Genomic DNA, 22415 nt, shown 5'->3' on the forward strand with positions numbered 1-22415 from the left:
TGAACGGGGAAGTGGGAGGTGCGGCACAATCCCTGCGTGGCAGCGGACGAGGTGGACCAGATCGTCGAGCAGTGGCGGCGGGAGCGCGCCGGCCTGCGGCCCGAGCCGATGGCCGTCTTCGGCCGCATCTACCGGCTGGCCCGGCTGGTCGGCGACCGCCAGGAACGGGTGTACGCCGGCTGGGGCATCGGCCGGGGCGAGTTCGACGTGCTCGCCGCGCTGCGCCGCTCCGGCGCGCCCTACACCCTGGCACCCAAGGCGCTCGCCGCCGCGCTCATGCTCACCTCCGGCGGGATGACCGGGCGGCTCGACCGCCTGGAACGGGCCGGCCTGGTCCGGCGCGCCCCCGACCCCGCCGACCGGCGCGCGCTCCGGGTCAGCCTCACCGACGACGGCCGGCGGGTGGTCGAGGAGTCGGTCGAGGCCGGCCTCGCCGTGCAGCGCCGGATCCTCGACGCCCTGCCCCCCGACGACCAGGAGCGCCTGGCCGACCTGCTCCGGACGCTGCTCGCCGCCGCCGAGGCGGAGCAGCCCGGCCAGGCAGGATGATCTCGACCGTCACCGACCGGAAGGACGACCATGCCCGCCAGCGAACCGACCATCGTCGCCACCAGCATGGGCTTCAGCAGCCGCCGCCGTGGCCCGTGGGACGCCCAGCCCGGCCCGGTCTTCGACCTGATGGCCGAGCTGGCGCAGGCCGGCGACGCGCCGAAGATCTGCTACCTGAACCAGGCGGTCGGTGACCAGCCCACCTCGTTCACCGTCTTCCACGGCGCCTTCGCCGGCACCCGGTTCCGCGCCTCCCACCTGGCGCTCTTCCCGATGCCCAACGTCGAGGACATCCGGGCCCACCTGCTCGCCCAGGACGCCATCTGGGTGGGCGGCGGCAGCGTCGCCAACCTCTGCGCCGTGTGGCGGGTGCACGGCCTGCCGGACATCCTGCACGAGTGCTGGCAGGCCGGCGTGGTGCTGGGCGGGGTCTCCGCCGGGTCGATCTGCTGGCACCTCGGCGGCGCCACCGACAGCTACGGCCCGACCCTGCGGCCGTTCACCGACGCGCTCGGCTGGCTCCCGTACGGCAACGGCGTGCACTACGACAGCGAGGAGCAGCGTCGACCGCTGATGCACCGGTTGGTCGGCGACGGCACGCTGCCGACCAGCCACTGCACCGACGACGGGGTCGGTCTCGTCTACCGGGGCACCCGCCTGGCCGAGGCAGTGGCGGACCGGGAGGGCGTGGCCGCGTACGAGGTGAGCCGCGGCGAGGACGGCAGCGTCCGGGAGACCCGGATCGAGCCCCGGCTGCTGACCGCCCAGCCCTCCTGAGGCCGTTTTCCGGCCCCGCCGGACCTGCCTGCCCGAGACTCGCGGCGAACCGCGTAAGCTGGCTCGTCGTGAGTCTCACCATCGGCATCGTCGGCCTGCCCAACGTGGGCAAGAGCACCCTGTTCAACGCGCTGACCAAGAACGACGTGCTCGCCGCGAACTACCCGTTCGCCACCATCGAGCCGAACGTCGGCGTGGTCGGGCTCCCCGACGAGCGGCTGGCCACGCTCGCCGAGATCTTCTCCTCGCAGAAGGTGCTGCCGGCGCCGGTGTCGTTCGTCGACATCGCCGGCCTGGTCCGGGGCGCCTCCAAGGGGCAGGGACGGGGCAACGCGTTCCTGGCGAACATCCGCGACGCCTCGGCGATCTGCCAGGTGGTGCGCGCCTTCTCCGACCCGAACGTGGTGCACGTCGACGGCAAGGTCTCCCCGGCCGACGACATCGAGACGATCAACACGGAGCTGATCCTGGCCGACCTCCAGACCCTGGAGAAGGCGCTGCCCCGGCTGGAGAAGGAGGCCAAGCTCCGCAAGGACCGGGCCGCCGCCGTCGAGGCCGCCAAGAAGGCCGTCGAGGTCCTGGACGGCGGCACCACCCTGTACGCGGGGGCCGCCGCCGCCAAGATCGAGCTGGAGCACCTGCGCGAGCTGCACCTGCTCACCACCAAGCCGTTCCTCTACGTCTTCAACGTCGACGAGGCCGAGCTGGGCAACGCCGAGTTCCTCGACGAGCTGCGCGCCCTGGTCGCCCCGGCCGAGGCCGTCTTCATGGACGCCAAGATCGAGTCCGAGCTGGTGGACCTGCCCGAGGAGGAGGCCCGCGAGCTGCTGGAGTCGATCGGGCAGTCCGAGCCGGGCCTGGACCAGCTCGTCCGGGTCGGGTTCCGCACCCTCGGGCTCCAGACGTACCTGACGGCCGGCCCCAAGGAGGCACGGGCCTGGACCGTCCCGGTGGGCGCGACCGCGCCGGAGGCCGCGGGGGTCATCCACAGCGACTTCCAGCGCGGCTTCATCAAGGCCGAGGTGGTCTCCTACGCCGACCTGGTCGCGGCCGGATCGATGGCGGCGGCCAAGGCCGCCGGCAAGGTCCGGATCGAGGGCAAGGAGTACGTCATGCAGGACGGCGACGTGGTGGAGTTCCGCTTCAACGTCTAACACCCGAGCTGGGCGACCAACTGGGTGACGGTGGGCGCAAGCAACGCTGAACGTCCGTGGACTTCGGTGGACCGTTCAGGCAGGTTAGCGCTACCGCTGACGCTGCTCATCGACGGCTGGTCATTCCTTCGGGACGAGAAACCGACTGGGTTGCTAGCTGTAGCCCAAATGCGAGATGGGCCAAGATGGCTGTGGAAAGTTGGGGGGCATTTGAGTTGAGACGCCGTGAATTATTAGGGGGAACTCTCGACCGAGGGACTCGCCTTTTCGACCCCTGCGCCTTTGCTGGCCGGTCTAGGCAGGGATCGGGCTCGCGAACCTCGTACTCTCCACCTCAGCAACCCCGGCGGAGGTGGGAGGGGTCCTAGACCCAACTCCTTACGCGCAGCACATAGGAATGCGTAGCGTGCTTCCGCGTATTTCCAGTAAAGCTCGCGCTCCCTGCTCAAATCATATTCTGGCGTGCCAGCGTTCAAACGTAAATATTCCCATCCATCCGCTATTGAAGATGTGACCTCCTTGGCCGCAGTGGCTACCTTTGAGCTTGCTGTCACTTCCAGGGCATCAAGAAGCTCTTTAGAAATCCTGTATTCGGCCCTCGCGGTAGTTTCCTTCTCCTCCCGCGAATTCTGCCATTTCTCGACTTGAAAAAAAACCATCGCGTTCAGCTTGTGATTAGATCCGCTGAACATGCGAATGAGGTCAGGAAGTTTATCGCGCTGCCATTTGCGGGCCTCGTTCTTGTTCGATAGGTAAGCTTGGTAGCCAACGTTAATGAGGCTGAGGGCGGCGGCGGCGCATGCAGCGACGGCTGCCAACGTCTGTGCCTGCATGGCCAGCAACCTACCGGACATGAGCCAGTCTGCGAGGCAAACCATACGGCGGTCAGCGCGGCGACAGTCGCGCCGAGGTGATAGGCGTCAGCACCGACGCTGGTGGCGCTGGGCGCGTCCAGCTTGAAACGGACATGGTGCGCGAGGCCGAGGCCTTGCTGCGGGACGTGGGTGACTAACTGGGTGACGATCGGGTCGGACACCGCCGGACGAGCACGGACGAGGGTGGACCAGGCCCGCAGTCCAGAGCCAACAAAGCAGTAGGTGAGAGCGCCGTGATTGTTGCCTGGGGGTCAAGGAGTCGCGGCATTCGCAGACAACCGCATCTACTCGTCGTCGACGTTGGAGGGGACGGCGGATGTCCGACTGTTGTGCCAGCGGCGAGCGTAGACCCAGGTCAGCAGACCGAAGATAGCGAGTCCGAGCCCCTGACCTACCGTGGCAAAGGACACCCGCTGGAGTGCAATGCCGAGCACCAGCGCAAGTCCGTTGATGAGCGCAAAAAAGCCGAAGGCGATCGTGATGAAGGCAACGGACCGCCGGCTCTCAACAGACGAGGTGGCCACGACATGAAGGTTACCGAGCCGTCAAGCGGAAGGATCCGGACGGCCGCGTCCTGTCGTACGCCGCTTCTGTGACAGCAACGGTGACAGCAACCGGCCCGGACGGAAGCGACCAGGACGAGCCGCCGGTGGACAGATGTCCGAGGTCACGACCGTGCCGCGGATGACGCCGGACGAGTCGCCTAGGACTTGTAGACGAGGCGTCCGGGCTCCCGAGCAGCCAAGCAGGCACCCAAACCGGCGAGCAAGAGCGGACAATCCCGGACCTGAACCTCAGGGCCGCAGCGCGCGTAGGAACGCTATGGCTGTAGTGCGGCGGGTAGGCGTCCTGGCCGCTGCCAGGGCAGCCATGTGCGCGTCGAGGCGCTCGCGCTCGTCGTTAGTCAGCGCGGCGGCGATGGCTTCGCCATACGTCGGGACCAGGGGGTTGGGGGCGACCCGCTTGAGCGCGTCCCAGTCGCTGATCGGCTCGGCGGGTACGTCGAGCTGGGCGCGGTAGTCCAGCTCCACCGCCTCGAAACCCGAAGTCTCTGCCCAGGCGATCAGGTCGCGCTCGTCGAAGTCAACCATCGGCTGCTCGTCCGCTTCTGTGCGTCCCCGGTACTCGTTGCGGACCTTGGCCACCAGGTCGTCGACCGGGGAGCCGCCCAAGCCGAACAGTTCGTCGGGGCGGTGCTGCCGCGCGAAGCGGTTGATGGGCTCGAAGAGGGAGAGCCTTCCGCCTGGCCGCAGCACTCGGAAGAACTCTGCGAACGCGGCGGCTTTGCGGTCGGAGTAGATGAGCACCGACCGGGTGGTGACGACGTCGACGGAGGCATCCGCAACGCCGGCAAGGTCCTCGGCCGGCGACTGTACGAAGCTGCACCGCTCATCGCCGTCGGCGATCCGCCGGCACTGGTCGAGCAGGTCCTGCGACACGTCGCTGAAGATGACACGGCCGTCCGGGCCGAGACGGTCGAGAGCACCAAACCCAATTAATCCGGTTCCGCATCCGACGTCGAGGAGGACGTCATCGCGCTTCAGATCGGCTCGGTCGAGGACGCCGTCGCGGAACCACGCCAGGTCTGAGGCGTACCGGGCGCGCAGGGTGGCGCTTCCGCCGTCTCGGCGCGTCAACAACCACTGTGCCCACCTGTCGGTCGTCATCGGGTCACGATAGTTCCGGCCCGAGCACCGCACTGGCCCGTCACACAGCGATAGCGGGCCAAGATCCGGACTATGCGCGGAATGATCAAGGATGGTAGGTGACGGGCAACCAGCGCTTCCGCTGCTCAAAGTGCCATTGCAGCTTGCAGCGCAACTGCCTTCCTAAACCGTGTGCCCTAGCTAGTCCGGCACGCCATCGGTCAGATGCAGGTGGCTGAGGCTAGGTGAAAAGGCAGCAACATGGTCAGGGGTTCCATGGTGCGGCTTGCCTGGTCGGAAGCGACCGGCCGCCACGGCCTGGTCGTAGCAGCCGACGCCTACGGGGTACTCGCTCAGAATGCCCGACAGCCGATGCTGCGCCGCCCAGGCGAGTCCGTCAGCCTGAGACTGAAACACGCCGGAAGCGAATCGCGCATTCGAGCCGTGAAAGATCCACACCGTGGAGGTCGCTGCGCCACGCGGGTCTGGGCTGGCAGGTGTTTGCACGGCCCGAGTATGCCGGGCACAGCCAGCCAGCGTGCGGCCCGTACCAGCCGACCGGATCGCAGCAGGGATGGCTGTCGACAGCAACGGCGACAGCAACCGGCCGGGACGAGAGCAGCCGGCAGCGGCCGGGCACGGACAGTCGCCCGAGGTCGCAGACGCGGATGGACCCCGCCGGACAGCGCGCCTAGAACTTACAAGCGAGGGGTCGGTTGGGCCGTCTACGGGCCGTCTGGTCCGTCGCTGGGCCGCCAAACGCCGACCAGAGATAACCGCCGACGACCAGCAGCACCCAAGAAAACAGCAGGTCAGCCACCACGTGACGGCGGCTGACCTGGTGGGCGACGGACGAGTCGACCTGTACGCCGGATTCTGGGTCACCGATCCTTGAAGTCGCGGCGGCCACTCCCACCTCGAGCTTGTCCGCGGCGCTCGACTTTCTCGGCCAGGCAGGCAACCTTCCAGGGAGCCCGACTGGTATCTCCCCTGTGACCGGGTCGAAGGAGATGGTGGTGTCGAAGCAGCAGGAGTTCGATGAGTTTGTGGTGGCGTGCTCTCGTCGGCTGCTGCGTATGGCCTATCTCCTCACGAGGGACTGGGTGGCCGCCGAGGACCTGCTACAGACAGCGTTGACGAAGGCATGGTTCGCCTGGCATCGGATCGAGTCGAACCCTGAGCCGTACGTCAGGAAGATCATCGTGAACACGTACGCGTCATGGTGGCGGCGTAGGTGGAACGCCGAAGAGCCTGTGGCGGACCCGCCGGAGCGGACAGGCCCGTCGTCCGATCCCTTTGCGGCCCTCGACGTCCGCGACGAACTCTGGCGGTCCCTCGGCCGGTTGCCGAAGCGCCAACGCACTGTCCTGGTGCTGCGCTACTTCGAGGACATGACGGAGGCAGAGATCGCACAGGCGATGGGCTGCACGGCCGGCACGGTCAAGAGCCAGGCATCCAAGGCGCTGGCGAAGCTTCGACTGGACGAAACTCTTGGGGTGATGGCATGAGCAGCTTGCTGCGGGAAGTGTTCGAGGACCGCTCGACCGGCGAGCCCGACGAAATCATCCACCAAGCACGGCCCTCCGCAGTCCGTCGCAGGATCGCCCGTGCCCGCCGTCGTCGCGCCGCAGCGACCGGTTCGGCGGTCGCCGCCGTCGCCGTTCTGGTCGGGGTCGTGATGTCCGGCCTGGGGGTACCACGGCATCTTCCCGACCGACCCGCCGACGGCGCACCCACGGTGAGCCCCAGCCCGACCGCCAGGACGATCGAGGGCTTCCCGGAATACCTGAACGGCGCGCGGGTGCTTTCCGCTGCGTCCGCGTCGCTCCCGGACACTACCGCGACCCTGACATTCGTACCCACGACGCATGATCTCGTGTTCTTCACCAGATGCGATCCGCCCGAGCTCGACGCCCAGTTGATCCTCCCTGACGGCGGTATGGCGGGCGGTCGCTGCGGGTCCAGCCATGGGGGATTCACCGAGAAAGGGTTGTCGTTCGCTGGGATTCGCGTCGGCAAGCCCGCCACCATCAGGCTGGAGGCCATTGGCACCCTGTCGTTGACCCGCCCGCCGCGGCTCGGACCGCTGCCCGCTACTGGGACCTTCGCGGTCGCTGTCGGCGAGCGGATCCCCTTCGACGAGTACCCCCTGCCTCCCCGGCCCGCGACGCTGCCGCCGCTGGCCATACCGCCGGGTGCCGACACCACGGTGCGCAGCACGCCGGGAGATGCCCTCGCTCCGCGAACGATCGAGGTCAGATCGCGGAAGAGACTGACCTTCTTCGCGCAGATGCAGACACCCGGCACCCTGCGCGTGATGGCCAACGGCCGTGAAGTCACTAGCTGCGTGAAATGGAATTACGACAAGACGTCAACGACCCCGAGCCAGACGGAAATCGACAACGGCTGCTACGAGGAACTGATCCCCGGGGATAGCGACAAGCCTGTGAAGAACGGTGATGCCATCACGGTCACGATCGAACCGCAGCATGTGACAGGCGACTGGGCCGTTCATGTCTCCTACTAGCCGGCCATCGTCGGCTGCCAGCATCGCCCGGCGACAAGTATTGGTGTGAGACCACAACCTGGAGGATCGGTGCCCGACGCCCCGAGAACAGCTTTGGACCGTCAGCGCCTTACCGACTTGTTCCGTCGGCATGGCGAGGCCGTCTTCGCCTACGCCAGCGATCGACTGGGCGGAGAGGATGCTCAGGATCTGGTGGCCGAGGTCTTCGTCGTTGCATGGCGGCGACTGGCAACCATCAAGGAAGGCCGGGAGCGGCCGTGGTTGTTCGGGGTCGCGCGGCAACTGGTGATGCAGCATCGGCGAAGCCGCGCCAGCCAGGCAGCGTTACAGATCCGGCCCTATTCCCATGCGGAGCCCAGCGACCCCTCACACTCGAGTCCCGCGGCCACTCAGCGGGCTGAGGTGCTCGCGGCGTTGGCGACGCTGCCAGAAGCGGACCGGGAACTGCTGCTGCAGCGCTACTGGTACGACCTCAGCGGGAGTGAGTCGGCGATGGTGCTGGAGTGCACTGTGGCGACGCTCGCCGTGCGGCTGCACCGGGCACGCCGCCGGTTCGCAAATATCTACGAGCACCGATCAGTTGAGCCGAAACCGTCTCCGACGGAAAGCTTGACCGCCTACGCGAGAGGGCTGCAGTGAAGCGGCAGGACAGCGCAACCGATGAACTGATCAAGAGCGCGCAGCCAAGCGCTCGGGTCCAATTCACCACAACTCCACAAGGAGCGAGGATCCTTGCCCGGATCCTCGACATGCCGCTGCAGTCCCACAGGGCGCCCGAGCGAAGGGCGCTGGGTATCTCGGCGCTGGTCGCTGGTTGGGGCGTTGTTCGCTGGCGGCGCGGCGGCGGCGATCGGCGGCGTGAATCCACGACCGTAAGGGCCAGCCGGCACCCGTGAGGGAGAGTAATGGCAGTCAGGTGGGCGCCCGTTGCGGGCGGTCTTGTAGCAGCCGTAGCGGTGCTGGCCTTCCTTGCGAGCCTTACGCCGGGCAGCTCTGGTCGGGTGATAGTGGACCATTGTTACGTCACGTATGACCGCCAAGAGCAGCGGTACAGCCGGTGCGTCGGGCACTGGACTCAGCTAGGGCGCGCCCAGTCGGGACCGGTCTTTGGCGTGGATGTCAGCCGGCACTGGCAGGTGCTCAGGGTCGAGCCCGATCCCAACTACGAGTGGGAAGTACAGGTTCCGCAGTCCGCACGCGAGCAGGTTGCAATACTGGCCGGCTCGCGTGCCCATGTCGCCCCCGGGTTTCTGCCGGCCCTTCTTGTCGTCCTGGACTTGTTGGCAGTGAGCTTTCTGGGCTGGATCACGGTAAAGCGGATACGACGGGCCGTGACGCCTGCATAGATTGCAGAGCCTTCGCCGCCGAGACCTGTCGGTTCGTAGCTCCGGCTCAACGGACTGGCGCGACGGGCTGCCGGAGGGACAGCCACGCACGGACGCTCGGAGGCAGCAACGAGGCAGCAAGCCGGTCGATACAAGCCGGTATCCAGCATCGAAGGACGAGTGCGTGGCGTACCCGAGCCAGCAAGGATCGACGCCGACCGCCACGGGCGGACAAGGGGTGTCCGACTCCGCCAGCGGGTTCGTGCTCGGGGAGTGGTGCGGACGTCGACAGCAACGCTGGCAACCAGCGTGAACGACGACGCGCGGACAAGCCCAGCGAGGGACGCCGCTCCGAGCGGGCGACGGTTGCCGGACGGACGCGGACGCAGTGCACAGAGCTTGTAAGCGAGATGTCCTAGCCGCTGGCCGCGATCGAGAGAATGGGGCGGACGAGGCGACAGCGGCTGTGGATCCGCGGCGAGCTGCTTCGTAGACTCGGGCATGTCCCCGAGCTGGAGCCGGCAGAGCCGATGAGCGACCTCTACGGCGATATCGAAGAGTTTGTCCGCAACCTGCGCCGAGGCGGCCTGGGGCAGCTGGCGCAGTCGCTGGAGGACGCCGTGCTATACGGCGCTACCAGTGGTGAGATCCTGACTAACATTGCGCGCCTGCTTGACCCGACTCCTCGTGAGGAATCCAGGTTGCCCGAGGAGCTGGCATCGCAACGCGACGACATTCTCCAGAGGGCAGTACGCGCCCTCGGAGATGTTGGACAGCGCCTAGCTTTTGAGCCCGACTAAGAGCAGCCAAGCGAGCAGCCAAGCCGGCGGACGGGCGCGGACGATGACGGACCTGGACACCATGTGACACGCGCCGAGCGCCCCCGGGAGCAGGAGCCGGGGACTGACTCGTAATGCGTAGGTCGACGGTTCGATTCCGTCAGGCAGCTCGGTACGGAAAGCCCAGATCATCGGCCTGGGTTTCGCCGTTTCCGAGGGGTAGCGTTCGGCGGCGTGGTGCGTAGTTGGAGTCTGGCCGGCCTCATGCTGACATGCGGCGTCATCGTGGCCGTCGCCCAGGAACTGCCCTGGATCGGTGTCATTGAGTTCGTGGTCTTCGTGGCCCTGGCCGGTCTGTTGTCGCCGCTGGTCTTCCCGCGCTCGCTGACTGCCGCGGAAGCGCAGCAACGCAGCAGCGGGGATGGCCATCCGATCGTCTACTGGCGGCCCGGCTGCCGGTACTGCCTGCGGCTGCGGCTGCGCCTCGGCCGCTCGGCACGCCAGGCTCACTGGGTCAACATCTGGCGCGACCCGTCGGGCGCGGCAACGGTACGGGCGGCCACCGGCGGCGACGAGACGGTGCCGACGGTGGTGGTCGACGGGGAGCCGTACGTTAACCCCGAGCCGGCGTGGGTGCGGCAACGGCTGGCGCAATAACAGCGGGCCGGCGGCGCGGACCCCGGCGCCGCCGGTGGGTGACCCGAACCATGTGCCGGTAGAGGCAGCTAGAAGGCAGCGAGACGTGCGTCAGCGGCCGAGGTGAGTCGCCAGCGGACCGCAGATGCGGTGCGGTGATTGGTAACCCCAGTACTCAGCCACAGCCGTTGGTACGCCGCACCCGGCTCCCCCCGGCGGGGGTCGTCCCATTGTGGAAGGGATGCTCCGCAGCTGGCTCACGCAGGTCCTGAGACCCCCGACAGCCGCCGCGCTTCAGCAGCCGGCCGACGGCGGCGTCTAGGTTTCGCTTCAACGTCTGACTGCAGTCGGAGGCGCGTCGGGTGGCTACATCCAGATGTACTCCTCAGCGATGGCGCCGTCGCGCCATTTCGCTACCGTCACCATCCGGCTGCCGTCTTCCAACTCGCCTACCACACAGGTCCACTCTCCCGACCCGAACCCGATGGGATGCGACTTGATCTGGACCGGCTTGCCACCGGTCTTCTGGGCGAAGGCTTGCATGGCGTCGATGTGCTCCTGGAGGCCATGAGTCTGCGGTTGCCCTTTCAAGTCCACGAGCACGTCATCAGTGTGGTGGTGGGCGAACACTCCGTTCCAGTCCGCCGGGTTCCACCCCTTGAAGTCGAGGTCGTCCATGCCCTTCAGGTTGCGGGTGACCTGGTTGTCGGCCATGACAAAGCCCCTTCCACGGCCTGTCGCGAGTACGTCTCTGAGTGAGCCTACGGAGACTTTCGGGACCTATCAGGTGAATGGCGAGCCGGGCAGTAGTACTCACTCTGACGTTCCGCCCGCTTCATCATCGAGGGGGTGGCTCATCATCCGCCGTGCAAGTCCAGGACTACGGCCACGGCCAGGGCCGAGGCCGGCAACTGACGGCGATCGACGGGCTGGCGAGATCACCCGGCACAAGGTGGGCACAAGTGACGCCGACAAGGACTATCGACTGCTGTAAGGCGACGAGAGGCCTCGCCCAGGTCGGGACGCCGATCCGCCCGATCTGGGATGATCCACGGGCCGCCGGAGGGGTTCAGGGTTCAAGTCCCAGGCCCCAACCGGGCAGGGGCAGCCGAATGGCCATTGACCGCCCGCCGGCCGTCTGCTTGGCTGCGTCGCAGTTGACCTTGCAGGTCTGAGTCTCCGATTGCACTGGAGAATGTATGTCCCCCGTGGATGCCATCAAATCCGTTCTCTCCCAGTACGCCGGCTTTGGCGGTCGAGCTCGCCGGTCCGAGTACTGGTGGTTCTTCCTCTTCACCCTGATCCTCAACGGCCTCGCCGGAGTTCTGGACGGCGCGCTGGGGACCGACATCGGGTCGGGTTCCAGCTCTACCGGCGTCATCGGGATCATCGTCGGCTTGGCCCTGCTACTGCCGGGCCTGGCAGTTGCCGTGCGGCGACTTCACGACACCGACCGCTCGGGCTGGTGGCTGTTGATCGGACTCGTGCCTCTCGTGGGGGCCATCGTCCTGCTCGTGTTCCTCGTGAAGGACGGCACGCGGGGAAGTAACCGGTACGGTGCCGACCCGAAGGACGCTCCGCAAGCCGCCGCCCCCAGCATGGCCTGATAGGGCCCAGCGAGTGGCTGCTTGCTAGAGCTAAGCCAGCCCAGGAAGCCCATGCCGGCGGTGACAGCGCACGACTGTCGCCGCCGGCGCCATTCATCGGACTTTGGCCAGCGCCGGCAACTGTGGCCACGCCCAGGGCCGGAGGCAGCGAGAAAGCAGCAAGCCCTTTGATGTGGGCCGCGACTACGCATCAGAGGACGCTTGGCGCGAGGTACGGATCAGCACCGCCCGGCATCCACCGACACATAACGGCAGCGGGCGTCCGGCTCCCCCGGCGGGGGTCGTCGCACTGTCTACCCCACGTCTTCGGGCAGCTCCCCGACGCGGAGCTGCACCAAGCCGTCGTCGTTCCACTCCTCTCGAGATTGAGCTGGTGGGAGTTCCACTCCCGCAACACCGGCAGGGGATGAGAACTCCTGCCGGAGACGGCCGAGAAGGTCCGTTGCCTGCTCAAGCGTCTGCGCGGAGCTTTCGGGGTCATCCAGGCTTAGGCCCAGGACACTCGCGCCTTCACTGGTGACTGTGATGATGGCCTTGTAGTAGTTGCGAGCTCGGACGTAGAGCGAGAAGCCGCTGCCAGCGTCGGCGCTTCGGCCGAGGTCCCGGAGCGCTTCTGCGTCCCCGCCCCAGGGCGATCCCGCGATGTAGGTCCGCATAAACGGATGCAGCCTCATCGCCGGGATCATCGACGTCGACATACCGGTCGACGAAGGCCCGGAACACATCCGGCTCGCAGCCGGGGACCCATACATACACGTCAAGGCAGGGGGGCATGATCGAAGGCTACGGCCTGCCCGATGGCCAGGCGGCCAGGCGTGAGAGCCACGTAGTGGGCGATCGGTCGACCGAGCGCCGGCCGCAGGGGCAACGTGACATCAGCCGTTGACATCAACGGTGGCGGCCGAGGCCGCACACGTGCGTACGGATCTCGCCACCGGCCCGAACCCAGTGGACGTCAACGGACGCCACGACTCTCGCCGAAAACGCCTTGTAAGCGAGATGTCGCGCGCGGAGCCGTCGGGGCTGTAGCCGCCGGCGGTGGCGTCCGGACACCCGGACGCCACCGAATCCACCAACAGCGCTTCAGTAACCGTTGGGGGCGCGCCAGCAGTGCTGGTAGCGACAAGCAGGTCAGCCTTTGGTCTCGCGAGGGTCACGGCTACGGGGGTAGGTGTTCCTCTCGCCGATCGTGCCGTCCTTCTTCTTGATCACGTGCTCGACGCCGCGCTGAGTGGCCATCTGTCGGCCTGCGGCTTCCGCTTCTGCCTTGGTGTCGTGTGCGCTGCTCGCCCGCTGATTGCCCGCTGGGCGATTCTTCCACTGCCCGTCCTCGTAGTAAGTCTCGATGTCGCCCTGTGCCATGTCGTGGCCTCCCTGATTGCATGGTCGGTCACGAATATCTGCCCGCGCCGTATCCCTCCTCAAACGTCGTCACGTCGCCTCGCCAATTGGCAGCCGACGAGCTGATCCGAGAGGAGGGGGCGAGATCAAATGCAGGAGGTTGGAGGGCTGGCATCGAGAGCAGCGAGGCAGCAAGGAGGCATCCCGAACCTCGATCAGAGTCGGTCCCGGACGGCAAGGGACGCTGCCCACCACGTGCTGCGCCACGCAGGTTGGTGCGGTCCGGCAACCGTCGGCACGATGTGTTGTCGGCTCCCCCGACGGGGGTCGTCCCTTTCCGGGCTGAATGCTCCGACGTAGGTCACAGGCACTCGTCGTCCTCGTCGAGCGGGTTTCGCGCCGGCGTTTCCTCGGCCGGAGTCAGCAAATCGCCAGGGTGGCCGCCGGTGACCAGCTCCGAGCCCGGGAGCCGGGTTCGCGCCAGACGAGGTTAGTTCAACTGCGCCGCTGTGGCGGTGTCCGTGGGGCTCGCGGTCCGTGACACGAGAGCCGACTCGCCTGTTCGGGCAGGGGCCGTACGAGCCGTCCAGGCCCGCTTGACGTGACGGGCCGGGCGGCGGCCCGCTCCCTAGAAGTCCGGGTCGACGGCGGACGGGACGGCAAGTTACCTGCGGGGGCGTGCCGGGAGTGGGTACTTCCAGGTCTGCTCCTCGCGGCCGGAGTCCCCGCCGAACCATCGGATGGTGATCGTGCTGTCGCTGGTCGCCATGCTTCGCGCCGCGATGAAGATGATTGCTTCGTCAGGTGCGACCATGGCGTGCTCCGGGGCCTTCAGGAACATCGACTCGTGAGCAGTGATCCGGACGTTCTCCGCGACCTCATCTCCGACGTTCGTCAGCCGATAGGCGTCGTTCTGATGGTGTTCCAGCGACCATTGAACTCGTGGAGCTATCGGCCCTGCTTCGGCATTGCCGGTGCTGTTAGCGGCCATGGTTTCCAGTGCCTCAACGACTCGACGGGTGTATTCCTCCGTTAGCCGAGCGGCTGACTCCGAGCGTTCCGCAGCAGCCCGAGCCTCTGTCGCCTGGAGCCGCTGGCCATCCCTCGTAACCTTCTCCTGCCGGATCATCACGACGGTGGTCGCAATGCCTACAGCCAAGGCGACAAGGACGCCGATGACGGTCGCTTGATCCGATGCCTCTTGCCAGTCGAGGGCCAGGGCGGTGGGACTCAGCAGCACCAGATCAAAGTAGCGGTGGCGAGCAAGAGAGGACTTGCCCGAGGCTACGCGCGGAGACCGTCGACGAGCTTCTGAAGCCGGGCGCGGATGTCGTCGCGCACCTGGCGGACGACATCCAGGGGGCTCACTCACATGGAGTTGTTGGGCATGTTGCGGCTCGCTGCCTGGCCCTGCACGATGTGACGCTCCGCCTCGTGCCGATCCTGTTCGGCACCGGCCCGGAGAACCGCACCGGGATCCTCATCCGAAGAGAGGCGGTTCCGGTCTCGCCATGCCACGAAGACAACAACCGCGGCAACCAGCAACAGAAGCCCCACCAGAGTTACCGCCATCGCCGTCATGGCATCGACGCTACGGCGTGGACTCCGGTTCTGGCGACCACAGAGGGAGTGGGCATCGGCGCGACCGAGTCGAGTGGCCGTTGGCCATGCAACCTTTTCTGTTCACAGCCGGTACTACCTGATGACTGGGAGGAAGGGCGGGAACTTGATCACACCTGAGGGGTTCGACGAGTTCGTCGCGACCCGCTCGCCCCGGCTGTTGCGTACTGCGTTCCTGCTCACGCGTGATTGGGCGTTGGCCGAGGATCTCTTGCAGACGGCACTGGCGCGGGCGTGGGAGGCGTGGCGGCGTATCGAGGGTGACCCGGAGCCGTATGTGCGACGGATCATCGTCAACGCGAACGCGTCGTGGTGGCGGCGCCGGTGGCGGGGTGAGGTTCCCACGGCGGACCTTCCTGAGGTGGCCGTCGAGGCGGACCGGTACTCGGGCCTCGACGACCGGGACCGCCTCTGGCGGGCATTGGGACGCCTGCCTCGCCGGCAGCGCGCCGTGCTCGTGCTGAGGTACTTCGAGGATCTGTCGGATGCCGAGATCGCCGAAGTGCTCGCGTGTTCCGTCGGCACCGTCAAGAGCCAGGCCAGCCGGGCCGTGGCCAAGCTCCGCCTCGACGAGACCCTGGCACCGGAAGGGATGCTGCGATGAATCTGACCGATCTGACGCAGGTGCTCGACGAGCGTTCCGGCGAGGCGGCGGCCCAGGACCGGCACGACGAGCGGCTGCGCGGCGTCCGGGCAAAGGTAATCGCGCGGCGCCGCCGCCGTGTCGCAACCTGGACGACCTGCGCGGTGGTCGCCCTGGGCGGCGTCGTCGCGGCCGCTGTCCTGCCGGGGCTCCGCCCGGACGCCACCCCCGCTCCGGCGGACAGCCCGTCGCCGGGACGCACCATCGAAGGATTTCCCGAGTACGCCAACGGGGCCCGGCTCGTGGCCGTGAAGTCCGCAGCGCTGCCGCAGCGCCGCGTCGAGGTGACGTTTGTGCCGAGCACCCTCGATCTCGTCGTGTCCACCCGCTGCGACTACCCCCTGCTTCAGGAGCAGCTGAGCATCAACGGTCACGACCTTTCCTCCCACGGTGACTGCGGCACGGTCCAGCTCGGGCCCGGATGGGACGAGTACGGCGTGGCTGTCGGCAAGCCCGCGACTTTCGTCCTGACGATCACCGGGACGCGGCCGTTGGACCAGTCGGGCGAGATTCGGACGCAGGTCCCCGCCAGCGGCACGTTCGGGCTCGCGATCAGCGAGCGGACTTCGCTGGACCAGTACCCGCTGCCATCCCGGCCGTCAGGAGCACTCGTCCCACTGACGCTCCCAGCCGGCTGCACCGAGGTGCCGTGCCAGGGCTTCGTCATCATCCGGTCCGATCCCGCCGACCCGTCGCGCCCCGTCCGACAGACCGTGACCTGGAAGACCACCCACTCCATCGTCATGGCCGCCCAGACGACCGGGCTCCTCCACCTCCGCGTCAACGGCACAGAGATCAAGACCGGCCGGTGGTGGGACTACGCGGGAAACCCAGACGGTATGTACGGCGACGAGGACAGCCGCTGGAAGCGCGATTTCGGCCTCGATCTACGCCCCGGGGACCCGGTGACCATCGAGATCGTGCCCGAGCGCGTCACCGGAGCTTGGCAGGTCATCTTCGCGACCTGAACAACATCAACTGCCGCCCGCACGCGCCGAGATGCGGAGCCTAGCCCGGCTGAGTAGCCACCGAAGTAGGCAAGGCGGCGTACCCGGCCGAACTATCCCGTACTTCGGGGGAGCCGTTGAGCAGTGCTGGGCGAGGCTGACCTACCTCTGCCCGCTCCTGGCAGTGTGGGGCACACGCGGGGCACAAGACACCGCGAAACGTCGAGAACCAGCCATCAACGATGGCAGCCCAGACACCGCACGAGCAGGCGTCACGTGCGGTTCTCGCAGGTAGCGAGGCGGCGGCTCTATGTTCCGCTTCAACGTCTGAATCCGACCCGTTCCCCCAGGTCAAGAGGGTGCGCCCGCGCTTTGGGGGCGAAGTCCCGCTCGCCGTAGGACCTCGATGATCGAGGTGGCTTTCTGCGTGTTGTAAGCGGACATGGACCAGGGGCTGTCAGCGGCGGCGCGTCGTTTTTCGGCCTCGTAGAAGTCGCGGTCGTCCGGGTGTGTGCGCAACCAGTCGCGGAAGATCAGATGCCGTAGGTGCTCGTCGCAATCGGGCCCGAACACATGCAGGTTCACGGTGTGGCCCTGGTTCCACAGGCAGCGATGTTGGTACCAGTCCGGTTCCCGGGTCCGCAGCGCGTACCCAGCGGCTTCCAGGACGGGCACGTAGGCAACCTCGTCGGTCGGATCGGTCACGATCAGATCGATGTCCAGCCGGTTCTTGGCCGACAGTCCCGGTACCGCCGTCGATCCGACGTGCTCGATGGCGAGTGCGCGGGTGCCGAGCGCGGTGAGTATCCGGCTCCGCTCGGCGGTGTACAGCGCGGGCCAGGCCGGGTCGTACGGCATGATCGTGATCGCCGAGAGCGGAACGTCGATGGGCCGGTCTCCGACTGCTCCGGCGGCGATGCGGTCGGGGGTGAGCGGGGTCGACGGGTTCGGCAGTGGCGGCATTCGCATGCCGACGACCTTATGGCGTCAGTTGGTGTCGCTACTGACCGCTGGCCGTCTCGACCCGCGTGATCAGTAGCTTCAGCCGTGCGATCTCGTCGGCGAGGGCGGCGTTGCCCGCTGCGGTGAGGGTGATCCAGGTCCGGCCGCGCCGCCCGGCGTAGCCTTTCTCGACCTCGATCAGACCGGCCGTCTCCAGCACGCCCAGGTGCTGAGAGAGGTTGCCGGCGGTCAGTTCCAGATGGGTGCGCAGGTAGCCGAACTCCACCCGGCGCGCCTCGTGCGTGATGGTGAGGATCCCGAGCCGGACCCGCTGGTGCACCACGTCGTCGAGCCCGTTGACCGGGTGGGCGGGTGCGGTCGGCTCCGGCGCCGGGCCGTCGGTGGGGTCGCTCACCGGGGCCGCCGCAGCCGTTGCGCCAGGGCGAACCCGGCGCTGCCCAGCAGCAGCGCGCCGCCGTTGATGACCAGTTGGGGGATGAACCAGGTGTGCGGACCCCAGTGCGCGCCCCAGCCGAAGGTGATCGGCACCAGCACCACCGTCAGGTACCCGAGGGTGAACAGCAGCAGCGCGACGTGCCGCTCCAGCCAGGCCAGCACCAGCAGGGCCAACCCGATCGCGCCGGGCGGGTCGAGCAGCCGGGACAGGAACTGGGCGAGGGCGGACGGCTCCTCCGGGTAGGTCAGCGGGTTGAGGCGGACCCACACCGCCGCGAAGGCGAAGCCCAGCGCGACGAGGGCGACGCCGGCGACTGCGTACGGCAGCACCCGGGCGTCCACGCCCCGGGCCCGGGCGACCCGCAGGTACCCGCCGGCGATCACCACGTACGCCAGGACCAGTGCCGCCAGCCAGTAGAACGTCACGGCCTGGAACCAGACCTTGCACACCTGACCGCCGTCCACGGGCTGGCAGTCACTGACGACCCGGCCGAACCGGTAGACGGGAATGGCCCCGAAGGTGACCAGGGCGAGCACCAGCAGCGGCAACCACGTGACCCGCTGGGCAAGACGGACCCGCTGCGCGAGGTGGCGCAAGTCCGCCAGCAGCCGGCGGGGGTCGCCGCTGTCGGGTACCGAATCAGTAGTCATGCAGACAGGTTTGCATAACAAACCGGTTGGCGCTAGAGGTTGCGAACAGTGCTGTTCCAGTTGCCGACGAGCATCTCGCCTCAGGCGCTGGAACTCGCTGGAGGACGGGTGGGGCACACAGGGTGCGGTCGCTTGCCTAACCTTGCAGCCTGTGCGCCCAATAGATCTGGTTGTCGGAGCCGACGCAGACCACGGCCAGGAGCAGGTCCGACACTGCGATCGGCTCGGTGGTGAGGGCAGTCTCTGGTAGCTGGGGATTCCGCGTCGGCGGGAAGCGGGCCACGAAGGTCAGCGGTGACGCTTCCTGGTCGTGCGCCCAGATGACGTTGCCTTCACTGAGCCACTCGTTCTCCCCGATCTTCTTGTAGCCCATGCCTCTCAACCACGGGTAGCGCTGGGCGATCTTGTTCTGCGGCCCACCACCCCCGACCCCAGCCGGGTACGCGTCCCTGGCCCAGTTGCGTCGCAGGTCGATCACGGGCAGCCGGTTCGAGCGCTTGTCGATGAGAACGACCATGAGGAAGCCGTCGAGCGGCTCAGGTGTAGGGCGCCAGGAGACTCGACCGACCACCATCCGGACCTTTGGCTCCATCGATGGCGGGTAGTCCACGGGTCGGCCAAGGGCCTCCTGGGACTGCGTGTAGCCGACCAACTCAAGCGACGACTGCAGTGACAGCGCTTCAGGGCCGAACGGGGGGCGGTTGTGCCACCAGCGCCAGCCAGCGTTGGCAGACAACGCCAGACCGACAACCAGCGCCAGCGCCAAGGCCCACCGAACTCTCCGCCTCATCATGGTCAACAGTGAAGCAGTAAGAATCTGGCGTAGCGTGCCCGGTCGACCTGGTGGGTGGCCGGGTACGGAATCAATCGTCCTCGATCACCGGCTCGGCCCATGCCGCATGGTCGAACCTCCAGTACCACGCCAGATCCTCGGACCGACCCAGGGACCACTCGACGGCGGCGGCGATCAGGTGCCGCCCGGCCGGCACGATTTCGACCCGCTGGCGGACCCGTGGCGCGTGGCGGATGCGGTAGGGCAGGCCCTCGACGTCCACCACACCGCACTCGTCGCCCGGCTCGTCCACCGAGGACGACTGCACCGTCACGGACCAGCCTTGCTTCTCGGCCTTGTAGCGCCAGACCTCGAAGGCGCGCTGCTTCCCGTCCCGCTCTGCCACCCGGGCGATGATCTCGATCGGGTCCGTTCGGTTGTCCATCCTCGTCCTCTGCCGGTCGGCGACGACCGCACCCTAACCGGACCCGGCGGTCCGGGGCGTCCCGTGGCGGCGTGGGCGTCAGCCGCCCGGGCACCGGGTGTCGCCGCCGCTGAGCTCCACGCAGTGGCCCGGCGGCCCGGGCGGCGGCGGTGATGGAGCGAGGTCGCGGTAGGCGTGCGCGGCGACCCACAGGGCAGGAATCCCGATCGCGACGGCCAGCACGAGGAAGACGGTTCCGGTACGGACGAGCCGCATCCAGTACGCCGCCAGCGCGATGAGAGCCGGGCCGCCCGCCGCCACCACGGCCAGGGCCAGCAGCAACTGGTTCCCTTGCCGACCCAGCTCCGCCGCGCGGGCACCGCCATTCGACTGCTGGTCGGCCCAGCTCTCCATACCGAGGGCGAACGCCCACCACAGCAGTGCGAGCAGGCCCACCAGCCAGAGCAGGACCAGGAGCCCGACGACGGGTCCGCCCCGACGGGCGGTCGTGGTCGAAGACGTCATGCGGTCCAGGTTGGTCCAGCCGGGTTGGCCAGGCATGAGTCGGCGTACTCAGACCCGGATTCCCGGGCCCGCAGGCGGAGCTGATGGCTCCGCTCCTCGACGATGTCCACCGCGGCTGGGAGGGAAAGCCGGATCCGTCCAGCCGCGACGGTCGCCGCCGGCCACGGTGCCGCCGCCTCAGGCCGTGCTCGACGCCGTCTGGGCCAGCTCGTGCAGGGTGTCCCGGCAGCGGAGCAGGCGTGCGGTGATCTCGTCGAACATCGCCGGGTCGGTCCGGCCGCCCGGGCGCCACATGGCCCGCAGAGCAGCCTGGCTCACGGCGAGCTGCGTACCGGCGCCCTCGACCATGTTGACGTGGTCGTCACGGTGGGTCCGCGGCGCGGACCGGACGGCCTCGCGCGCCGCCCGCAACGCCGCTCCGGGTCGCGCGAAGAGCGCGTCGGCGTCGCCGTCGGCGCGGTGTGCGCCGATCGCGGCCAGCGTGTGCTCCAACTCGGTCGCCGCGACGGTCATCCGGCCGATCGCCGCCAGTGTCTCCCCGGCCAGCTTCACCACGCCCCGACCATACTGCCGGCCGGCTGCGCGGATCCAACTCGGCAGGCTAGCCTCGCCGCCGTACGACTCGATGCGACGGGTGGGTGGGCAGGGTGGACGGGTACGACGTCGCCGCCGCGTTGCGGGACGGGGTCGCCGATCGACGTGCGGCATGGCGATTCATCCGGGCCTTCGCAGCTGCGTGGGCCGAACCCCTGCGGGACAACGACGGGGTCGATCCGCAGGAGCTCGGCGCGGCGCAGGAACGGCTGGGGATTCCGCTGCCGGCCGCGCTGCGCGAGGCGTACCTGTTGTTCGGCCGGCGCGACGACCTGACGAGCAACCAGGACTGGCTCGCGGCCCCGAACGGACTTTCGGTCGACCGCGAGGTGCTGGTCTTCCGCCACGAGAACCAGAACGCCGCGTCGTGGGGAATACCGGTGGCGGCCGTCGCCGACCCGGACCCGCCCGTGCTGGTGGAGCACGATGCCGGCTGGCAGCCTTTCCTGGACCGGGTGTCGCTGGCCTGCGTCGAGATGGTGCTCTCCGAGACGCTGTTCGCCCCAGGCGACCGGGACAACGCCGCCGAGGTGCCGGCGGAGCTGATCGAGCTGGTGGAGAAGAACTACCGGCGGGTCAACTTCCCGGAATACCCGTCCTGGGCCGATCCAGCGGACCCGATCCGGTGGTACTCGGCTCCCGGGCAACTGTTGCGGATGGACGGCGGGGGCGAGTGGGCGTGGCTCTACGTCCGGGGCCGGACGGCTGAGGAACGGGAGCGGATCGAGCAGGCCGTGCCGGCGCGGTGGGCGATCGGTCACTCGTAGCCGGTGGCCATCACCAGAGCTTCGGCGAACTGTTTCCAGGTCGGCGGGTCGGGGAAGTCCTCACCGCGGTTCCGGTAGAGCTGCGGCAGGCCCTGGAGCGACCTCGACAGGGCATCGAGGAAGGTCTCGGGGCTGGTGTTCTCCCACTCGCCGGGGTGCGCCTCCAGGTCGCCGAGCATCTCGTCGACGATGCGGGCGACGTCCGTTGGGGAGGCCACGCCGTCGAGGTTGCTGGTCTCGGCGAACCGGCCGCTCTCGTACGGGTTCATGCCGGACGGGTCAGCTCGACCTCGTCGGCGGCGAAGACCTCGGTGCCGCCCTTCGGATCGCGGACCTCCAGGACCGGTACGCCCTCGTTGAGCTGCATCGACCGGCGCTCGCCGCCGCTCGGCATCCGCGCGATGACCGACGCGCCCGGTGCCAGCTCGACCTGCCGCCGGTCCGGCGTTTCCCGGACGTAGCTGCCGTGCCCGCGCACCGTGTTGACCAGGCCTTCCGAGCGCAGCAGCGAGATGGCCATTCGCACCGCCTCTCGGCCGACTCCGTGCTCCTGGGTCAGCCTGGCTTCGCTGGGCAGTGCCGATCCGGCTGCCAGCACCCCCGACTCGATCTGCTCGCGAAGCAAATCGGCGAGCTGCACGTAGACCGGAGTGTGTGAGCGCGGATCGATGGTCATGGCACGAAGCCTTATTCCCCCGTGGGCAAGTCTGGTTGTGCCCCTGAGCCCCTGGGCGTATGGTCGCAGTAACAACCAGTGGCCGGGCGGAAACGCTCGAATGCGCTGACAGCTGCTGACCAGCCTTGCTGTCGTACCGCTGATCGGAGCTGCGGTGGTGGGGCGGGGTGGTCGGCCCGCGC

Annotated in this window: 29 protein-coding genes; 12 read left to right on the forward strand and 17 right to left on the reverse strand. The window is 67.8% G+C overall.

Annotated features, from left to right (window positions below; genetic code table 11):
• The first annotated feature begins 36 nt into the window (after positions 1-36).
• From Q2K19_RS15545 to ychF, 3 genes are all read left to right on the forward strand, one after another.
• Entirely contained in the window at positions 37-549 is a 513-nt protein-coding gene (locus Q2K19_RS15545) for a MarR family winged helix-turn-helix transcriptional regulator (protein WP_302771747.1), read from the forward strand.
• A gap of 30 nt (positions 550-579) precedes the next feature.
• Positions 580-1326: a Type 1 glutamine amidotransferase-like domain-containing protein gene (locus Q2K19_RS15550; protein WP_302771749.1), complete on the forward strand. Its 747-nt coding sequence runs from the start codon at positions 580-582 to the stop codon at positions 1324-1326.
• A 68-nt stretch (positions 1327-1394) separates the two neighbouring features.
• Positions 1395-2480, forward strand: a complete 1086-nt coding sequence (ychF, locus tag Q2K19_RS15555) for a redox-regulated ATPase YchF (protein WP_302771751.1) — start codon at positions 1395-1397, stop codon at positions 2478-2480.
• A gap of 1159 nt (positions 2481-3639) precedes the next feature.
• Here the strand turns inward: ychF and Q2K19_RS15560 are convergent.
• The 3 genes from Q2K19_RS15560 to Q2K19_RS33515 form a co-directional block, all read right to left on the reverse strand.
• A complete protein-coding gene (locus Q2K19_RS15560; RefSeq protein ID WP_302771753.1) occupies positions 3640-3879 on the reverse strand; it encodes a hypothetical protein in 240 nt (79 codons plus the stop codon).
• Between the two features lie 270 nt (positions 3880-4149).
• The gene (locus tag Q2K19_RS15565; protein ID WP_302771754.1) at positions 4150-5022 is read right to left on the reverse strand and encodes a class I SAM-dependent methyltransferase; all 873 of its coding nucleotides are present in this window, start codon (positions 5020-5022) and stop codon (positions 4150-4152) included.
• 180 nt (positions 5023-5202) lie between these two features.
• The gene (locus Q2K19_RS33515) at positions 5203-5886 is read right to left on the reverse strand and encodes a DUF7710 domain-containing protein (protein ID WP_458329372.1); all 684 of its coding nucleotides are present in this window, start codon (positions 5884-5886) and stop codon (positions 5203-5205) included.
• A gap of 131 nt (positions 5887-6017) precedes the next feature.
• On the opposite strand from Q2K19_RS33515, the gene Q2K19_RS15570 reads away from it, so the two are divergent.
• The 5 genes from Q2K19_RS15570 (at position 6018) to Q2K19_RS15590 (ending at position 10289) form a co-directional block, all read left to right on the forward strand.
• Positions 6018-6509, forward strand: a complete 492-nt coding sequence (locus Q2K19_RS15570) for a SigE family RNA polymerase sigma factor (RefSeq protein ID WP_302771755.1) — start codon at positions 6018-6020, stop codon at positions 6507-6509.
• Positions 6506-7528 (forward strand): hypothetical protein, encoded by a 1023-nt coding sequence (locus Q2K19_RS15575; RefSeq protein ID WP_302771756.1) that lies wholly within the window; start codon positions 6506-6508, stop codon positions 7526-7528. The genes Q2K19_RS15570 and Q2K19_RS15575 overlap by 4 nt, the downstream gene beginning before the upstream one ends.
• A gap of 69 nt (positions 7529-7597) precedes the next feature.
• Positions 7598-8167, forward strand: a complete 570-nt coding sequence (locus Q2K19_RS15580; RefSeq protein WP_302771757.1) for an RNA polymerase sigma factor — start codon at positions 7598-7600, stop codon at positions 8165-8167.
• A 1216-nt stretch (positions 8168-9383) separates the two neighbouring features.
• Positions 9384-9653, forward strand: a complete 270-nt coding sequence (locus tag Q2K19_RS15585; RefSeq protein WP_302771759.1) for a hypothetical protein — start codon at positions 9384-9386, stop codon at positions 9651-9653.
• A 213-nt stretch (positions 9654-9866) separates the two neighbouring features.
• Complete coding sequence (locus tag Q2K19_RS15590) at positions 9867-10289, forward strand: glutaredoxin domain-containing protein (protein WP_302771761.1); 423 nt, start codon at positions 9867-9869, stop codon at positions 10287-10289.
• 345 nt (positions 10290-10634) lie between these two features.
• On the opposite strand, the gene Q2K19_RS15595 is transcribed toward Q2K19_RS15590, so the two are convergent.
• Positions 10635-10982: a hypothetical protein gene (locus Q2K19_RS15595; protein ID WP_302771763.1), complete on the reverse strand. Its 348-nt coding sequence runs from the start codon at positions 10980-10982 to the stop codon at positions 10635-10637.
• 485 nt (positions 10983-11467) lie between these two features.
• Between Q2K19_RS15595 and Q2K19_RS15600 the strand changes: the two genes are divergently transcribed.
• Complete coding sequence (locus Q2K19_RS15600) at positions 11468-11875, forward strand: DUF805 domain-containing protein (RefSeq protein ID WP_302771765.1); 408 nt, start codon at positions 11468-11470, stop codon at positions 11873-11875.
• A 293-nt stretch (positions 11876-12168) separates the two neighbouring features.
• On the opposite strand, the gene Q2K19_RS15605 is transcribed toward Q2K19_RS15600, so the two are convergent.
• From Q2K19_RS15605 to Q2K19_RS15620, 4 genes are all read right to left on the reverse strand, one after another.
• Entirely contained in the window at positions 12169-12549 is a 381-nt protein-coding gene (locus Q2K19_RS15605) for a hypothetical protein (protein WP_302771767.1), read from the reverse strand.
• 457 nt (positions 12550-13006) lie between these two features.
• Complete coding sequence (locus Q2K19_RS15610) at positions 13007-13237, reverse strand: DUF2188 domain-containing protein (protein WP_302771769.1); 231 nt, start codon at positions 13235-13237, stop codon at positions 13007-13009.
• A 643-nt stretch (positions 13238-13880) separates the two neighbouring features.
• Positions 13881-14456 carry a hypothetical protein gene (locus tag Q2K19_RS15615; protein WP_302771770.1) on the reverse strand — a complete coding sequence of 192 codons (576 nt, stop codon included), beginning with the start codon at positions 14454-14456 and terminating at the stop codon, positions 13881-13883.
• A 128-nt stretch (positions 14457-14584) separates the two neighbouring features.
• A complete protein-coding gene (locus tag Q2K19_RS15620; protein WP_302771771.1) occupies positions 14585-14797 on the reverse strand; it encodes a hypothetical protein in 213 nt (70 codons plus the stop codon).
• Between the two features lie 145 nt (positions 14798-14942).
• On the opposite strand from Q2K19_RS15620, the gene Q2K19_RS15625 reads away from it, so the two are divergent.
• Together Q2K19_RS15625 and Q2K19_RS15630 are read left to right on the forward strand one after the other, a co-directional pair.
• The gene (locus Q2K19_RS15625) at positions 14943-15440 is read left to right on the forward strand and encodes a SigE family RNA polymerase sigma factor (protein WP_302771772.1); all 498 of its coding nucleotides are present in this window, start codon (positions 14943-14945) and stop codon (positions 15438-15440) included.
• The gene (locus Q2K19_RS15630) at positions 15437-16447 is read left to right on the forward strand and encodes a hypothetical protein (protein ID WP_302771773.1); all 1011 of its coding nucleotides are present in this window, start codon (positions 15437-15439) and stop codon (positions 16445-16447) included. The genes Q2K19_RS15625 and Q2K19_RS15630 overlap by 4 nt, the downstream gene beginning before the upstream one ends.
• A gap of 330 nt (positions 16448-16777) precedes the next feature.
• Here the strand turns inward: Q2K19_RS15630 and Q2K19_RS15635 are convergent, their stop codons facing one another.
• The 7 genes from Q2K19_RS15635 to Q2K19_RS15665 form a co-directional block, all read right to left on the reverse strand.
• Positions 16778-17395, reverse strand: a complete 618-nt coding sequence (locus tag Q2K19_RS15635) for a GrpB family protein (RefSeq protein ID WP_302771774.1) — start codon at positions 17393-17395, stop codon at positions 16778-16780.
• Between the two features lie 31 nt (positions 17396-17426).
• Positions 17427-17783, reverse strand: coding sequence for a transcriptional regulator (locus tag Q2K19_RS15640; protein ID WP_302771776.1), 357 nt, complete (start codon positions 17781-17783; stop codon positions 17427-17429).
• Positions 17780-18475, reverse strand: a complete 696-nt coding sequence (locus tag Q2K19_RS15645) for a hypothetical protein (RefSeq protein ID WP_302771778.1) — start codon at positions 18473-18475, stop codon at positions 17780-17782. The genes Q2K19_RS15640 and Q2K19_RS15645 overlap by 4 nt, the downstream gene beginning before the upstream one ends.
• A 136-nt stretch (positions 18476-18611) precedes the next feature.
• Positions 18612-19067, reverse strand: coding sequence for a hypothetical protein (locus Q2K19_RS15650; RefSeq protein WP_302771780.1), 456 nt, complete (start codon positions 19065-19067; stop codon positions 18612-18614).
• Between the two features lie 271 nt (positions 19068-19338).
• On the reverse strand, positions 19339-19692 hold the full coding sequence (locus Q2K19_RS15655) for a hypothetical protein (protein WP_302771782.1): 354 nt from the start codon (positions 19690-19692) through the stop codon (positions 19339-19341).
• A 78-nt stretch (positions 19693-19770) separates the two neighbouring features.
• Positions 19771-20196 carry a DUF6234 family protein gene (locus Q2K19_RS15660; RefSeq protein WP_302771783.1) on the reverse strand — a complete coding sequence of 142 codons (426 nt, stop codon included), beginning with the start codon at positions 20194-20196 and terminating at the stop codon, positions 19771-19773.
• Between the two features lie 177 nt (positions 20197-20373).
• Positions 20374-20751 (reverse strand): hypothetical protein, encoded by a 378-nt coding sequence (locus Q2K19_RS15665; RefSeq protein ID WP_302771785.1) that lies wholly within the window; start codon positions 20749-20751, stop codon positions 20374-20376.
• A gap of 92 nt (positions 20752-20843) precedes the next feature.
• Between Q2K19_RS15665 and Q2K19_RS15670 the strand changes: the two genes are divergently transcribed.
• Positions 20844-21557 carry an SMI1/KNR4 family protein gene (locus Q2K19_RS15670; RefSeq protein WP_302771787.1) on the forward strand — a complete coding sequence of 238 codons (714 nt, stop codon included), beginning with the start codon at positions 20844-20846 and terminating at the stop codon, positions 21555-21557.
• Here the strand turns inward: Q2K19_RS15670 and Q2K19_RS15675 are convergent.
• Both Q2K19_RS15675 and Q2K19_RS15680 read right to left on the reverse strand, forming a co-directional pair.
• Complete coding sequence (locus tag Q2K19_RS15675) at positions 21548-21826, reverse strand: DUF7660 family protein (protein WP_302771789.1); 279 nt, start codon at positions 21824-21826, stop codon at positions 21548-21550. The two genes, Q2K19_RS15670 and Q2K19_RS15675, sit on opposite strands and share 10 nt — an antisense overlap.
• Positions 21823-22233 carry a GntR family transcriptional regulator gene (locus Q2K19_RS15680; protein ID WP_302771791.1) on the reverse strand — a complete coding sequence of 137 codons (411 nt, stop codon included), beginning with the start codon at positions 22231-22233 and terminating at the stop codon, positions 21823-21825. Before Q2K19_RS15680 ends, Q2K19_RS15675 begins: the two co-directional genes overlap by 4 nt.
• Positions 22234-22415: the final 182 nt, after the last annotated feature.

Origin of the sequence: Micromonospora sp. NBRC 110009 (assembly GCF_030518795.1) — a bacterium.
Classification (GTDB): Bacteria; Actinomycetota; Actinomycetes; order Mycobacteriales; family Micromonosporaceae; genus Micromonospora.

Coding starts and splice junctions, on each gene's coding strand:
- Q2K19_RS15550 (WP_302771749.1), top strand. CDS start 580: ATGCCCGCCAGCGAACCGACCATCGTCGCCACCAGCATGGGCTTCAGC.
- Q2K19_RS15630 (WP_302771773.1), top strand. CDS start 15,437: ATGAATCTGACCGATCTGACGCAGGTGCTCGACGAGCGTTCCGGCGAG.
- Q2K19_RS15610 (WP_302771769.1), bottom strand. CDS start 13,237: ATGGCACAGGGCGACATCGAGACTTACTACGAGGACGGGCAGTGGAAG.
- Q2K19_RS15605 (WP_302771767.1), bottom strand. CDS start 12,549: ATGAGGCTGCATCCGTTTATGCGGACCTACATCGCGGGATCGCCCTGG.
- Q2K19_RS15600 (WP_302771765.1), top strand. CDS start 11,468: ATGTCCCCCGTGGATGCCATCAAATCCGTTCTCTCCCAGTACGCCGGC.
- Q2K19_RS15595 (WP_302771763.1), bottom strand. CDS start 10,982: ATGGCCGACAACCAGGTCACCCGCAACCTGAAGGGCATGGACGACCTC.
- Q2K19_RS15575 (WP_302771756.1), top strand. CDS start 6,506: ATGAGCAGCTTGCTGCGGGAAGTGTTCGAGGACCGCTCGACCGGCGAG.
- Q2K19_RS15645 (WP_302771778.1), bottom strand. CDS start 18,475: ATGACTACTGATTCGGTACCCGACAGCGGCGACCCCCGCCGGCTGCTG.
- Q2K19_RS15660 (WP_302771783.1), bottom strand. CDS start 20,196: ATGACGTCTTCGACCACGACCGCCCGTCGGGGCGGACCCGTCGTCGGG.
- Q2K19_RS15620 (WP_302771771.1), bottom strand. CDS start 14,797: ATGACGGCGATGGCGGTAACTCTGGTGGGGCTTCTGTTGCTGGTTGCC.
- Q2K19_RS15585 (WP_302771759.1), top strand. CDS start 9,384: ATGAGCGACCTCTACGGCGATATCGAAGAGTTTGTCCGCAACCTGCGC.
- Q2K19_RS15675 (WP_302771789.1), bottom strand. CDS start 21,826: ATGAACCCGTACGAGAGCGGCCGGTTCGCCGAGACCAGCAACCTCGAC.
- Q2K19_RS15680 (WP_302771791.1), bottom strand. CDS start 22,233: ATGACCATCGATCCGCGCTCACACACTCCGGTCTACGTGCAGCTCGCC.
- Q2K19_RS15635 (WP_302771774.1), bottom strand. CDS start 17,395: ATGCGAATGCCGCCACTGCCGAACCCGTCGACCCCGCTCACCCCCGAC.
- Q2K19_RS15655 (WP_302771782.1), bottom strand. CDS start 19,692: ATGGACAACCGAACGGACCCGATCGAGATCATCGCCCGGGTGGCAGAG.
- Q2K19_RS15565 (WP_302771754.1), bottom strand. CDS start 5,022: ATGACGACCGACAGGTGGGCACAGTGGTTGTTGACGCGCCGAGACGGC.
- Q2K19_RS15650 (WP_302771780.1), bottom strand. CDS start 19,067: ATGGAGCCAAAGGTCCGGATGGTGGTCGGTCGAGTCTCCTGGCGCCCT.